This is a genomic window from uncultured Campylobacter sp. (genome assembly GCF_938045405.1).
Classification (GTDB): domain Bacteria; phylum Campylobacterota; class Campylobacteria; order Campylobacterales; family Campylobacteraceae; genus Campylobacter_B.
The window spans coordinates 1-12,934 of the sequence record NZ_CALIMW010000297.1; the positions used below are offsets into that span (position 1 = coordinate 1).

Genomic DNA, 12,934 nt, shown 5'->3' on the forward strand with positions numbered 1-12,934 from the left:
AAACGAAGCAGAGCAAAAGCGCGGCACAGACGGGAGAGGATGTGCGCTCGGCGCGGGCGGACGAAAGCGCAAGCAAAAATGCGCGGCAACGCGGCAGAGATGAAAAGAGCGCGCGCTGGAAAAACGCCGAAGAGGTCATCGCAGCGGCAAGTCTCGAGTTCGCGCCGCTTTTGCACTCATATCTGGACGAGCTTTTTAAATTGCAGCCGAACGAGAGCGCGTATTACGCGGAGTATCCGTGGCGCGGGCTTAGTTACGAGAGCTCGCAAATCTGGCGCGAGAAGCTTGCGGATCCGCAGACGAGCAGGGATGAGCGGCAAAAAATTTTTTAGTTGCTTGCTGCAAACCCGCGATCCGCGAAACGTAAAATTTGCCTGCGAGTTCGCGCTTGCGGAGGATTTTTTCGATCGCCCGTGCGATTTACTCGAATATATAGGCTACTGGCTGGAGGCCGTGGGATTTACTTTTGAGCGGACTAAATTTGACGCAGACGGCGCGGCTCAAATGGCAGCAAATGAAATTTTAAAAATGGATGCGGGCAAATGCGGCGGCGCCAAGCAAACCCAACCTAGCGAGCGCGACATATCGCAGATGTCAAACGAGCCGGGCGGCGGTACTTCAGCGTCGTTGCAAGCGGATGAGCGCGACGTATCGCGTAAAAATTTAGATGAAGCGTGCGATGCGGCAAGCGCCGTTAAATTTAACGCTGGCGAGTTAAAATCGGCAGCGAGCCAAAATTTTAAAGCGTGCGCAGCTGAACACGGCTCTAAATTTAATTCAAACGAGCCAGCCGCCGACAAATCACAAAAAGCGCCGAACTATGAAATAAGCTTTGGCGGCGAGAAATTCAGGCTCAAAAGATACTGCAGCCAGCGCGTGTATCATATAATCTTTCCGCGCGGCTATTTCGGCGCGCCCTATGCGCCGCATCTGGCGAAGCACCATCCGACCTGGCGGTTTGAGGGCGGCGAGGCGGGATATAGGCTCGGCGGGGTTTTGGATGAGGCGGACGGCGATGTGCAAAATCCGCTATTTCATCTCATCACGCTTGATCCGCTGCCCCGTGAACTGCCCGTACGCTCGCTGCCTCGCCTAATCCTCGCCGCGCATGTTAGAGAGATAAACGAGGGCGAGGTAGTCTTTTACGAGCACGACGCGCAGGGTATGCCGCGACGTATCGGCGAAAGGACGCAGGTCGAATACGCATTTGACGAACCGATAAAGGAGTGCGAAGTAGTACTTGCGCCCACGCCGGCGCGCTGGGCGGCTCAGGACTGGGGGATGTCAAACAGCAGGCAAAACCTCGCGCGCATCGGCGGCGAGCCCTCGTGGATACAGGGTGCGCAGGTGCCGACGTGTCCGATATGCGGCGAAAAGATGGAGTTTTTGATGCAGCTTGACAGAGAGCTTCCAAGCTGCGAGCAAGGCGGCGAGGTATATTTCGGCAGCGGCGGGATCTTGTACGCGTTTTGGTGCGAACGGACGCGGGTGAGCGGGTTTTTTATGCAGTGCACGTGAGTGAAATTTTGGAAAAATGCGCAAATGGACAAACGGATGATCACGGCGAAAATAAAAAGAAGGGGCAATGTTTGGTATTTTGACGATTATTTTAAGTCGCTTCGCAAGAATGAAAACGAAATAGCAAAGCCTATCAGGCAGTTCGTCTTGGATCCGAAAAGGTATCTGTTTAATACAAAAGAGACCCTTCACGACGCCGTTTTGACTGAATTTAAATTTGGCATTTTAAAAAACGAAGATAGACTGACGATGAAATTTTTATCGTCCTACCGAGATAGAAATTTTAAATTAGTTTTCAAAAACGTCTTAGCCATCCGCTTCAAAATGGACGACAAGAGCTTTAAAAATAACGATCTGATAGTTCATCAATTTTCGCTAAAGCCTAGAAGCGTTTGCGAGTATGATTTTATCTTTGCGAGCGGACAGAGGATAACCGTAAAATTTAAACGGCTTGAGATCATTGAGGAATTCTTGTAGGAGCGCCGCGTTGTGGGCGGCGGGATTTTGCGTATTTTGGTGCGAATGGACGCGGGCGGGCGCGTTTTTATGCGGTGCGTGAGCTAAAATTTTGCAAAATCCTAAACGAAAATCGTAAAATTTTAAGCAAAATTTATTCTAAGATAATAAAGCGGCAAAATTTGCCGAGCATTTCGGCGCGTAAAATTTTTTAGCTTGTTCGGCGAGAATATGTAAATTTACGCAGAGCCTAAGCGTAAATTCCCTCCACCAGCGTCTCTACGAACTGATCCGAGTTAAATTCCGCCAAATCCTCCATCCGCTCGCCCACACCGACGAAAAGTATCGGCAGCCGCAGTTCGCGTGCTATGGCGAAAAGTGCGCCGCCTTTGGGCGTGCCGTCGAGCTTCGTGATGATAATGCCGTCGAGCCTTACGATCTCGTTGAACGCCCTAGCTTGCGCGACGCTGTGATTGCCCTGAGTGGCGTCGAGCACGATGATCTTGCGGTGCGGTGCGCCGCTTTTTGCGCGGTCGCAGATGCGCACGATCTTCTCTAGTTCCGCGGCTAAATTTTTCTGATTTTGAAGACGTCCGGCGGTGTCGATCAGGACGCGATCGATGTTTTTAGCGCTAGCCGAGCTTACGGTGTCAAACGCCACAGCAGCGGGATCGTGCCCCTGCGCGGTCGCTACGATCGGTAAATTTAGAATCTGCGCCCATTTTTTTAATTGCTCGACCGCGCCCGCACGAAAGGTATCGCATGCGCCTAAAATCACGCTTTGGCCGCTATTTTTATATAAATTTGCAAGCTTTGCGGTTGTCGTAGTTTTGCCCGCGCCGTTTACGCCGATGATGAGCTCTACGAACGGCTTCTCATCTGCGGCTTTAGCGATCTCGTAATCGAAATAGCTCTTCAAAACGCCCTTGAGATCATCTTTTGCGACTAGCTTTTTTTCGGGAAGTTTTTCTAAAATTTCTTCCACGAGCTCGTAGCCTACGTCGGCTTCAAGCAGCATCTCTTCTAGGATTTCTTTTGAAATTTTATCTTCGCTTTTCGCGCCTCGCATCGCGTCTATGGTCTTGCTAAGCCCTTTTTTAAAAAATTCGAACATCAGAAAATTTTCTCCAATTCGGTCATTAAAATTTCTTCCGGCATCAGCCCGAAATATTGCGCGCTAAACTCGCCCTTTTCGTCGTATATCGCCATATACGGCACTTCGTTTATGCCGCCTAGCGCCTTTGTAAAAAAGTCCGTCCCTTCGCCGTAAGCGATCGCGTAGTTTACCTCGTGCGCGCTTGCATAGGTTTTTGCATCGTCTAAATTTGCGTCACCGATCATTACGCCGATTATGTCAAGCTTGCCGGAGTAGGCTTGTTTGGCGGCATTTAGCGCGCTTACCTGCACGGCGCAGGCGTCGCACCACGGCGTAAAAAACGCAAATAGCGTCACGGTGGAGTTATTATCGATGTTAAAACCCTGTTTTGTCTTTTGCATATTTAAAATTTTGCCGTTACTAAGCTGAAGGGTAAAAGGAGCGGTATAATCGACTTGGATCACGGCTTCGGTTTCGGGCTGCGGCTGCGTGGCGTTGGCCTCGGTCGGGGTATCGCTTGATTTTTTATCCTCATCATCGCCGCAACCCGCAAGAAACAAAACAGCCGTAAAAAGTGCTAGAAAAAAACGAAATTTCATAATAAACCTTAAAATTTAATCGCAAGATTATACAAAAACTAGCTAAAATAAGCGTTAAAATTTTATAAAAGGCTTAAGCTATGCAAAAGAATGAATTTAGAGCAATTTGCAAATCGCGTCTAAAATCTCACGCCGCGCGCGCGGCTAGATGCGAGCATTACGCACTTTTATGGCGGCTGGAGCGGCTGATAAAATTTTTAAAAGCGCGTAAAATTTTGATATTTTTGCCGATGAGCTACGAGCCGAACGTTTTGATTTTAAGAAAAAAGCTATCAAAAAGCTGCGAATTTTACGTTCCGTTTATGGTGGATATTAGTTTAAAAATGGTAAGATTGCGCCAGCCTTTTAAAATTTCGCGCTTTGGGTTGCGCCAGACGCTTCCGCAAAACGGGTATTTTAAAAAGGTCGATCTAGCCGTGGTTCCAGCTATCGGAGTGGATGGCGCAATGGCTAGAATAGGACATGGGAAAGGATTTTACGATATGTTTTTTTCAGGTCTGAAGCTTAAGCCCGCAATCGCGTTCGTGAGTATAAAAGACTGCTTTTGCAGCGAAATTTTATCGCTTGATCACGACGTAAAGGGTGATTTTTACATAACTCCGAGCCAAAATTACCTAAAAAGAGGAAAGTATGATAGAGATTTTAATCGCCTTGTGCGCTCTTGCGGTGGGCGCTGGCATAGGATACTTAGTAGCTAGAAAGATCAATAACGCCAATTACGATTTTTTCGTAGAACAAGCTAAAGCTAAAGCCAAAGCTATAGAATTTGAAGCCGAGGGCATCTTGCGAAATTCTAAAATTTCGGTGCAGGAAGCGGAGTTTGAAGCTAAGAAAAAATACGAAGATAAGGCAAGCAAACTGCAGAAAGAATTTAACGTTAAATTTGACGAGCTCGGCAAAAAGGAGCACGCGCTTCTAACCGAGCAAGAGATTTTAAAAGACAGCAAAAAAGAGCTCGAAAGCGCCAAAAAAGAGGCGAAATTCCTCTACGAAGAGGGCTCAAATTTAAAGAAAAGCTATGAAGAGAAGCTAGCTGAAGCGCTTAAAGTTTTGGAGCGCGTGGCGGGCTTTACGCAGGACGAGGCGCGCGCGCAGGTGCTTAAGAAGGTCGAGGAGCAAAGCCGCACCGACATCGCTCACATCGTGCGAAAATATGAAGAAGAAGCCAAAAAAGAGGCGCGAAAAAAGGCAAATTATATTTTGGCGCAGGCTACGTCGCGCTTTGCGGGCGAATTTGCCGCCGAGCGACTTATCAACGTCGTAAATATCAAAAATGACGAGCTTAAAGGCCGCATCATCGGCAAGGAGGGGCGCAACATAAAGGCGCTTGAGATGACTCTTGGCGTGGACGTCATCATCGACGATACCCCGAATGCGATCATCGTAAGCTCTCACAACCTCTACCGTCGCGCCATCGCCGTTCGCGTCATCGAAACGCTTATCGAGGATGGCAGAATTCAGCCTGCGCGCATCGAGGACATCTACAAAAAAGTAAGCGACGAATTTGAAGCTAGTATCGCCGAAGAGGGCGAAAATATCGTAATGGATCTAGGTCTTAGCAAAATTCACCCCGAAATTTTAAAACTCATCGGCAAGCTTAAATTTCGCGCCAGCTACGGGCAGAACGCCCTTGCGCACAGCCTTGAGGTCGCACATCTTGCGGGCATCATCGCCGCAGAAACGGGCGGAGATCAAAAGCTAGCTAAGCGAGCAGGCCTACTTCACGACATCGGCAAGGCGCTAACTCACGAGTACGAGGGCTCGCACGTGGATCTGGGCGCCGAAGTTTGCCGCCGCTACAAAGAGCATCCGGTGGTGATAAACGCTATCTACGCCCACCACGGTCACGAGGAGGCTACGAGCGTAGAAAGTGCCGCAGTCTGTGCCGCAGACGCGCTAAGCGCCGCGCGCCCGGGCGCTAGACGAGAGGTGCTAGAGAGCTATCTAAAGCGCGTTAGCGACATCGAAGCGATCGCGATGAGTAAAACGGGCGTCAAGCAGGCCTATGCGATCAACGCAGGCCGCGAGATCCGCGTCATTGCAAATGCTAAGCTTATGAACGACGATGAGGCGGTTTTGGTCGCTAAAGAGATCGCTTCGGAGATCCAAGATAAGGTTCAATTCCCAGGCGAAATCAAGGTTAACGTCATACGCGAGCTTCGCGCGGTCGAGATAGCCAAATAAGGAGTATGAAATGAAAAAATTTATAATCGTTTTATTTTTGCTTTTTAACGCGGCATTTGCCGATGATGAGCTCATCATCAACAGCGCAAGCGCCTATTCGTCGGTAATGCGCACAAACTCGCAGTACAAGTATCTAGCGCAACAAGCCCGCGCGATAGTGATCTTTCCGAGCGTAAAAAAGCTGGGCTTCATCATAGGCGGAATGTACGGCGAGGGGATCATCATCTACAATAATGACGGCGCGCATAGTGTAAGCGGTGCTGAGATCAGCAGCGCTAGCGTAGGACTTCAGATCGGCTATGAGGATAATTATCTAGTCATTTTCGTAATGCATGACGATGTAATCCAAAAAATGCGAAATTCCCAAATCACGCTTTCGGGCGACGCTACGGCAGTTGCAGGTAACTACAGCGCCGATTCTGGCTCTTTAGATGTGCTAAATCAAGATATGTACGTCTTTACGAATAAAGGCGGGCTGTTTGCGGGCGTGAGCCTGGGCGGTTCGGTGCTAGAGACCAAAAACGACCGCGCTTTTGATCCAAATACCGAGGGCTATGCGCTTTTGATGCGAGTAATCGGCGCAGATGAGTAAAATTTAGCTAAAGATGCTAAGGCGCATAGCTTAGCGAAAAATTTTGCTTTATGGGCGTTTTATTAGCGGCTTGGAATTTTGCTCGCGTAATTTCTGCAGAATAATAGACTTGGGTGCGTAATTTTATTGCAATTCGCGGGGTGGGAGGCATTTGAGGATATCGCGTAAGTCCTGCGTAATTCGCAAGTTACTTTTAATTCTAAAGAAGTCGAAATTTTGTCATTAAATTTATAGTCGCAAAATTTTACCGCTAAATTTTGCGGTGATTTTACTTGATGTCTAGAAATTTTATTTTAGAATTTCGCTCAATATTTTGCGGCGAAATTTTGTATTTTGCGACAGCTGCGCGGAATTTTAAATTTAATGTCACAGCAAAATCAAGTGGCGTCGTGGGACGTTATAGTGAAGTTTTCGCGCCGAATTTTAAAGCTGCTTTAGTCAAAATTTATAGAATTTTATACGATCTAATGAAAGGATTCGATGGAATCGATGTTTGCAAACCTCCATACGTGGGGGTATCTGATACTGTTTTTGTATTCGCTGGGCGGAGGATTTTTGGCGCTTGCGGCGGCGGGCGTGCTAAGCTCGGCCGGTGAGCTCAATATCGTCTTATGCATCGTAATCGCCTGCATATCGAACTTCATAGGCGATTCGGGGCTGTTTTTAGTAAGCCGCTACAATAAAAAAGAGATCATGCCCTATCTGCGCAAACAGCGCCGCAACCTTGCTCTGGCGCAGATTTTGTTTCGCAAATACGGCGACCGCATAATTTTAATCAAAAAATTCATCTACGGCCTCAAAACCCTCGTACCGATCGCGATCGGCATCACAAAATATTCATTTTTAAAATTTAGCGTCATCAATGCCGTAAGCTCGCTCATTTGGGCGCTTGTGGTAGGGCTACTGAGCTACTACGCGGGTGATTTCGTGCGCGAGCTCTATATGCATATCAAGGACGCGCCGTGGATCGCTCCGCTGGCTCTAGGCGCGATAGTAGCGGCGATCGTGCTCTATTTTCGCTTCGCCACGCGTAAAAGAGGCTAGCGGTGGCAAAAAAGCTGATCCCGCTCGCAATTTTCGCAGCACTTCTTTTGGTGCTAAATTTCATCTCCAATTCGCGCAGCCCCGCGACTAAAGATGAGCGGATTTTTACCTCCAAAACCCTGGATGCTGCGTCGCGTAAAGGCGGCGTGCAAAATTCTGTAAGCAGCACCGATCGTAAAATTTCAAGCTCGCAAAATCCTGCAAGTAGCGTCGGTGCAAAAGATGAGAGCGGCGCAAGAAACGCAGACGGCGAAGCAGAGCGCGAGGCAGACCTAGGAGATTTAAAATCTCATCCGCGAGAAAACGAGCCCGCCGAGGCAAATCCTAAAGATGAGGCGGATATCCACAGGCGGAGCAGCGTAGATTACGAAGCTTCACATTCACAAAATCCCGCCGAAAATTTTAAAAATCAGCTTGCGGACGAGCCCTGCATAAGCAGGGAGTGCGTGAGCGCTCATATCCGTCGTACGGGGTCTTTGCCGCAAAATTTCATCACGAAAAAGCAGGCCGGTGAGCTTGGCTGGCAGGGCGGTGATCTGTGGCGATACGCGCGCGGTAAGAGCATCGGCGGCGACCGCTTCGGCAATTTTGAGCGTAGACTACCTGATAAAAAGGGACGGACTTGGCGCGAATGCGACATCGAGTATCGCGGCGGCCCGCGCGGCGCGAAGCGGCTGATATTTTCAAACGACGGGCTGATCTTCTATACCGCCGATCATTACGAAAGCTTCGAGCGCGTGCAATGAGTTTAAATTTTAAAACGCGCAGCGCCGCAAAGATCATCATCGACGGCGCAAAGATCAGACGCAAAGATCAAATTTTCGCGCTGTTTGCCGCAGCGCTAAATTTCGAGCCCGAATACGTCGCAAATTTAGACGCGCTCTACGACGCGCTGGGCGAGCGAGGCGGGCAGGTTTTTGTCGTCATCAAAAGGGGCGGAATTTTAAAACTAAGGCTGGGTAAATTTTATGATATTTTGCTGGATGTTTTGCGTAGTGGCGAGGCGAAAATTTTAATCTTATGAGCTCGCGCGGCAGCCATTCCGCTTTAAAGCTAAATTTTGCCGAGGAAAAGGTAGGTTTGTTTCGGCGCAGTTTCGAGCATACCGTTAAATTTTGCCGAATTTTAGAGCTTATTAAAAGAGGCGATTTTAGAAATTTCGCTCACAAAGCTCACGCGGTCAAATTTAAACTCAAGCCCATACCGCCAATCTCTGCGGCGCGGGTTTGCAAAGTCGCTAAATTTAACCGCGTTCGCTTCAAATTTAATCTTAAGCGCGAGATACCAGCAGCTCCAGATCCCGCACGGACAGCCCAGTAGAACGACATCTCGCTCATCTTGCGCCAGATCAGCCTCAAGCGCGGCGCGCAAAAATAGCTCCTCAAAATCGATCAAGCTCAAATAAGCATAGCTTCCCGCGATGCTAGCTTGCCCGTCCTTTGCGGCAAAGCTTTGCTCACACCGCCTAATTAGCTCGAGCAGAGGCTCGCCGTTTATCGCAACGACGACTTCGGTAAAGCTTTCACCCTCAATTTCGTAATCGTTTAGGTAAAATTTAATGCTATCCATGCGGCAATCTCGCTAAATGATCTATTTTGCGCCGTATTTGCACTGGCCTGCTAAAATTTCGTCGCAGTTTAGCGAATTTGAAGTGAAATTTGGTTGAAAATCAAAAATTCGCCGATAAAGCGCAGATCAAATGGATATTTCGTAAAATTTAATGATTTTGAACTCGCGGAGCTTGCTTTCGGTGAGCACAAACTTAAATTCGCAAAAAAGCTCAATTTGTGTAGATGAAAGAAGCGAAAATAAAAGGTTAAATTTCATCACAGATCAAAGAGATCGAAACAAGGGTTAAATTTTGCTATGGATAAAGAAGTCGAAATTTAGAAATGAGGGGTTAAATTTAATTCGTTTTTTAGGGCGTTTAAATTTAACCCCGCCGCGGCTACATCATTTCGCCGCTTTTGTGCTCGTGCTCGGTGTAGGTTACCGGAATATCCTTCTTGCCTTTTCCCGGTGTATACACTCCCTCTCCGCGTTTGAAAAGAAGCTCGATACCTTCGTCGTTCGTAAGCATTATGCCGCTTGCGGAAGCCGCGCGTTTAAGATTATGCTTTTTACCCTTTTCATCGGTTAACACGCCTGTTGCGAACATATCGTTCGAGCTAAGGCTGATGCGCTTATCTCCGGTATCTCCGAGTAGAAATACGATCGTGTGCGCTACGGACTCTTGCTTTTGCTGCGGAGCCGTATCGGCCTTAGGTTGGTTGCATCCGCTTAAAATCGCGATTGCCGCTAATGACGAGAATACAATTCGTCTCATTTTTTCTCCTTTAAAAAAAGTTCGCGAATTATATAGCCAAAAAGTAAATCCTAGATTTCGCGACTTTTTATTTAATCAAAGATTAACCCAAATTTAGTAAAATTCCAGCTGAAAACATCCCAAATAAGGAGAACCTTATGGCAGTAAAAATCGCAATTAACGGCTTTGGAAGGATCGGTAGGTGCGCGGCTAGAATTGCGCTAAGCAGGGACGATGTAGAGCTTGTGGCGATCAACGATACCGCTAAGCGCGAGCTTACGAGATACCTGCTTCAATACGACACCGTTCACGGCGAGTTTCGTAAAAAAGTAGAAATTATAAGCGACGAATGCATAGCCGTAGACGGAAAAAAGATCCGCGTCTATTCCACCAGAGAGCCTGCGGAGCTTGATTTTGCGGGCGATGGTGCAGAAGCTGTGCTTGAATGTACTGGTGCGTTTTTAACGAGCGAAAAATGCAAGCCGTTCATAGATAACGGTATCGGCGTAGTCGTAATGAGCGCGCCTGCCAAGGATGATACGCCTACTTTCGTAATCGGCGTTAATGAGGGCGCTTATGCAGGACAGCGCGTCATCTCAAACGCTAGCTGCACCACTAACGGCCTGGCTCCGATTGCAAAAATTTTAGACGATGAGCTTGGCATCGAAAAGGGTCTGATGACGACGATTCATGCCTATACACATGGACAGAGTCTAGTCGATGTAAAGGCCAAGGACTTTCGCCGTTCACGCGCCGCAGCTCTTAATATCGCTCCGACTACGACGGGTGCGGCAAAAGCGATTAGTAAGGTACTTCCGCAGCTAAGTGGTAAGATGCACGGACAATCTGTGCGCGTGCCGGTGGCTAACGTTTCGATGGTTGATCTAACGGTGCTAACGCACAAGCAGACGAGCGCCGAGGAGCTAAATGAAATTTTCCGTCGCTATGCCGCTAAAGAGATGAAAGGAATTTTGCTCGTAGACGACGATAGCCGCGTCAGCAGCGATTTTTGTACTTCAGAATACTCCAGCATCGTAGCTAGCGACTGCACGCAGGTAATTGACGGCAATCTGATAAAAGTGATGAGCTGGTATGACAACGAGTGGGGATATAGCGAGCGCCTCATCGATTTAGCCCTATATGCGGCAAAAAGAAGGAAATAAGATGGGCGAAATTCTTTCGATTAAAGATTTGAAATTTAAAGACGGCGCGCGCGTTTTTATCAGGTGTGATTTTAACGTGCCGATGGATGAGTTTTGCAATATTACGGACGATCGCCGCATTCGTTCGTCTATCCCTACGATTAAATATTGCTTAGACGAGGGCTGTGCGGTAATTTTAGCCAGCCACTTAGGGCGCCCAAAAAACGGATACGAAGAAAGACTTAGCCTAAAGCCTGTGGTAAAGAGGCTATCTAGGCTTTTGGAGCGCGAGATAAAATTTGTCTCCGACGTCGCGGGCGAGGAAGCTGGAGCTGCGGTAAATTCGCTTAAAAAGGGCGAAGTGCTTCTACTAGATAATCTGCGCTTCGAAAAGGGCGAGAGCAAAAACGACGAAGCACTAGCTAAGAGGCTCGCAAGCTACGCGGAATTTTATATCAACGATGCTTTTGGCGTATGCCACCGCGCGCATGCTTCGGTAGAGGCGATTACGAAATTCTACGATGAGGCGCATAAGGCGGCGGGATTTTTATTGCTAAAAGAGATAAAATTCGCCAAAGACCTTATTAAAGATCCTGCGCGTCCTTTTGTAGCCGTAACGGGCGGCAGCAAAGTAAGCGGCAAGCTTCAGGCACTTAAAAATTTACTTCCTAAAGTCGATAAGCTCATCATCGGAGGCGGCATGGCGTTTACCTTTTTAAAAGCCGTCGGATATGACATCGGTAATTCGCTTTTAGAGGAGGATCTTATATCTGACGCACTAAATATATTGCGCCGCGGCAAAGAGCTTGGGGTTAAAATTTATATCCCCGTTGATGCCGTCGCAGCTCCGCAATGCTCGCAAGACGCCGTTACAAAAAAGGTTACCGTCCAAGAAATTCCAAGCGATTGGATGGGGCTAGATATCGGACCTGCGACCGTAGCGCTTTTTAAAGAAGCCTTAGACGATGCACAAACGATCTGGTGGAACGGACCGATGGGGGTTTTTGAGATCGATAAATTCGCTCGCGGCAGCCTGCATATATCGCACGCGATCGCAGATAGCGACGCCACGACCGTAGTGGGCGGTGGCGATACTGCAGATGTCGTCGAACGCGCTGGCAACGCTGATGATATGACTTTTATTTCTACCGGAGGCGGCGCGAGCTTAGAACTCATCGAGGGCAAGGAGCTGCCGGGCGTGCGAGTGCTTACTGCTAAAACGGAGCTGCGATGATACTGGCGGCGAATCTTAAATGTAACCATACTCGCGCTAGCTTTGAGCGGTATGCTAAAGCTTTAGATGAAGGCTTAGCGGGCGGAATTTCGCGCGAGGATGAAATTTTGGTTTTTCCTCCTGCTAGCGCATTTTGCGCGAGGGTGAAAAATTTTACTCAAGGCGCGCAAAATTTCTATCCTGCCGCGCACGGCAGCTTTACGGGCGAGATCGGCGGCGATATGCTGGCGGAATTTGACGTCAAAACCGTTCTTATCGGTCACAGCGAGCGGCGCGCCATTTTGGGCGAGAGCGCGGAGCTGATAAGAGAGAAATTCGGTTTTGCTGCGGCGCAGGGCTGGCGCATCGTCTTTTGCGTCGGCGAGGATGAGGCGGCATTTGCGCAAAACCGCAGCGAGGAGTTTGTAGCGACACAGCTTGAGGGTATCGATCTGAAATATCCGAGCTTAGTACTAGCCTACGAGCCCGTCTGGGCGATCGGCACTGGCAGAAGCGCGCAGTGCGAGCAGATCGAAAGAATGCTAAATTTCTTGCGTGCTAAAAGCCCCGCGCCGCTACTTTACGGCGGCAGCGTGAATGCTGAAAATATCGCAAAAATTTGCGCGATAAGAGGTTGCGACGGGGTGTTAGTGGGCACAGCAAGCTGGGACGCCTCGAAGTTTTTGGAGCTTATACGCGTCGTCTCGTGAGCGTCTTTTAATGAGTTGGAAATTTTAAGTCTGCGACAGGCTATGCGCCTAGTCTTGACTTAAAATTTCTACACA

The 12,934-nt window shown here is 48.5% G+C and carries 16 protein-coding genes; 12 read left to right on the forward strand and 4 right to left on the reverse strand.

Going from position 1 to position 12,934, the window contains the following annotated elements; translation table 11 throughout:
- The 3 genes from Q0140_RS12205 to Q0140_RS12215 form a co-directional block, all read left to right on the forward strand.
- A partial coding sequence (locus Q0140_RS12205) for a hypothetical protein (RefSeq protein WP_297964949.1) occupies nucleotides 1-332 on the forward strand: 332 nt, incomplete at its 5' end.
- On the forward strand, nucleotides 310-1,518 hold the full coding sequence (locus tag Q0140_RS12210) for a hypothetical protein (protein ID WP_297964951.1): 1,209 nt from the start codon (nucleotides 310-312) through the stop codon (nucleotides 1,516-1,518). The genes Q0140_RS12205 and Q0140_RS12210, both read left to right, overlap by 23 nt.
- A gap of 36 nt (nucleotides 1,519-1,554) precedes the next feature.
- Nucleotides 1,555-1,995 (forward strand): hypothetical protein, encoded by a 441-nt coding sequence (locus Q0140_RS12215; RefSeq protein WP_297964953.1) that lies wholly within the window; start codon nucleotides 1,555-1,557, stop codon nucleotides 1,993-1,995.
- A gap of 229 nt (nucleotides 1,996-2,224) precedes the next feature.
- Here the strand turns inward: Q0140_RS12215 and ftsY are convergent, their stop codons facing one another.
- Together ftsY and Q0140_RS12225 are read right to left on the reverse strand one after the other, a co-directional pair.
- Entirely contained in the window at nucleotides 2,225-3,088 is an 864-nt protein-coding gene (gene ftsY / locus Q0140_RS12220) for a signal recognition particle-docking protein FtsY (RefSeq protein WP_297964955.1), read from the reverse strand.
- On the reverse strand, nucleotides 3,088-3,669 hold the full coding sequence (locus Q0140_RS12225; RefSeq protein ID WP_297964957.1) for a TlpA disulfide reductase family protein: 582 nt from the start codon (nucleotides 3,667-3,669) through the stop codon (nucleotides 3,088-3,090). Before Q0140_RS12225 ends, ftsY begins: the two co-directional genes overlap by 1 nt.
- Nucleotides 3,670-3,749: 80 nt before the next feature.
- Between Q0140_RS12225 and Q0140_RS12230 the strand changes: the two genes are divergently transcribed.
- The 6 genes from Q0140_RS12230 (at nucleotide 3,750) to Q0140_RS12255 (ending at nucleotide 8,513) form a co-directional block, all read left to right on the forward strand.
- Entirely contained in the window at nucleotides 3,750-4,367 is a 618-nt protein-coding gene (locus tag Q0140_RS12230; protein ID WP_297883084.1) for a 5-formyltetrahydrofolate cyclo-ligase, read from the forward strand.
- Nucleotides 4,300-5,853 (forward strand): ribonuclease Y, encoded by a 1,554-nt coding sequence (gene rny / locus Q0140_RS12235; protein WP_040304494.1) that lies wholly within the window; start codon nucleotides 4,300-4,302, stop codon nucleotides 5,851-5,853. Before Q0140_RS12230 ends, rny begins: the two co-directional genes overlap by 68 nt.
- A 10-nt stretch (nucleotides 5,854-5,863) precedes the next feature.
- A complete protein-coding gene (locus tag Q0140_RS12240) occupies nucleotides 5,864-6,445 on the forward strand; it encodes a lipid-binding SYLF domain-containing protein (RefSeq protein ID WP_297964959.1) in 582 nt (193 codons plus the stop codon).
- A gap of 480 nt (nucleotides 6,446-6,925) precedes the next feature.
- A complete protein-coding gene (locus tag Q0140_RS12245) occupies nucleotides 6,926-7,489 on the forward strand; it encodes a DedA family protein (RefSeq protein WP_297964961.1) in 564 nt (187 codons plus the stop codon).
- 2 nt (nucleotides 7,490-7,491) lie between these two features.
- Nucleotides 7,492-8,235, forward strand: a complete 744-nt coding sequence (locus tag Q0140_RS12250) for a ribonuclease domain-containing protein (protein ID WP_297964963.1) — start codon at nucleotides 7,492-7,494, stop codon at nucleotides 8,233-8,235.
- On the forward strand, nucleotides 8,232-8,513 hold the full coding sequence (locus tag Q0140_RS12255) for a barstar family protein (RefSeq protein WP_297964964.1): 282 nt from the start codon (nucleotides 8,232-8,234) through the stop codon (nucleotides 8,511-8,513). Before Q0140_RS12250 ends, Q0140_RS12255 begins: the two co-directional genes overlap by 4 nt.
- 101 nt (nucleotides 8,514-8,614) lie before the next feature.
- Here the strand turns inward: Q0140_RS12255 and Q0140_RS12260 are convergent, their stop codons facing one another.
- Entirely contained in the window at nucleotides 8,615-9,058 is a 444-nt protein-coding gene (locus Q0140_RS12260; protein ID WP_297964966.1) for a hypothetical protein, read from the reverse strand.
- A gap of 379 nt (nucleotides 9,059-9,437) precedes the next feature.
- Nucleotides 9,438-9,815, reverse strand: coding sequence for a hypothetical protein (locus Q0140_RS12265; protein ID WP_297964968.1), 378 nt, complete (start codon nucleotides 9,813-9,815; stop codon nucleotides 9,438-9,440).
- Between the two features lie 137 nt (nucleotides 9,816-9,952).
- Here Q0140_RS12265 and gap point away from each other — a divergent pair, with 137 nt between their 5' ends.
- Genes gap through Q0140_RS12280 form a run of 3 tightly spaced genes read left to right on the forward strand, consistent with a single transcriptional unit; the run spans nucleotide 9,953 to nucleotide 12,859 of the window.
- Complete coding sequence (gene gap / locus Q0140_RS12270; RefSeq protein ID WP_297964970.1) at nucleotides 9,953-10,957, forward strand: type I glyceraldehyde-3-phosphate dehydrogenase; 1,005 nt, start codon at nucleotides 9,953-9,955, stop codon at nucleotides 10,955-10,957.
- A 1-nt stretch (nucleotide 10,958) separates the two neighbouring features.
- Nucleotides 10,959-12,170, forward strand: coding sequence for a phosphoglycerate kinase (locus tag Q0140_RS12275; protein ID WP_297895140.1), 1,212 nt, complete (start codon nucleotides 10,959-10,961; stop codon nucleotides 12,168-12,170).
- Nucleotides 12,167-12,859 carry a triose-phosphate isomerase gene (locus tag Q0140_RS12280; protein WP_297964972.1) on the forward strand — a complete coding sequence of 231 codons (693 nt, stop codon included), beginning with the start codon at nucleotides 12,167-12,169 and terminating at the stop codon, nucleotides 12,857-12,859. Before Q0140_RS12275 ends, Q0140_RS12280 begins: the two co-directional genes overlap by 4 nt.
- Nucleotides 12,860-12,934: the final 75 nt, after the last annotated feature.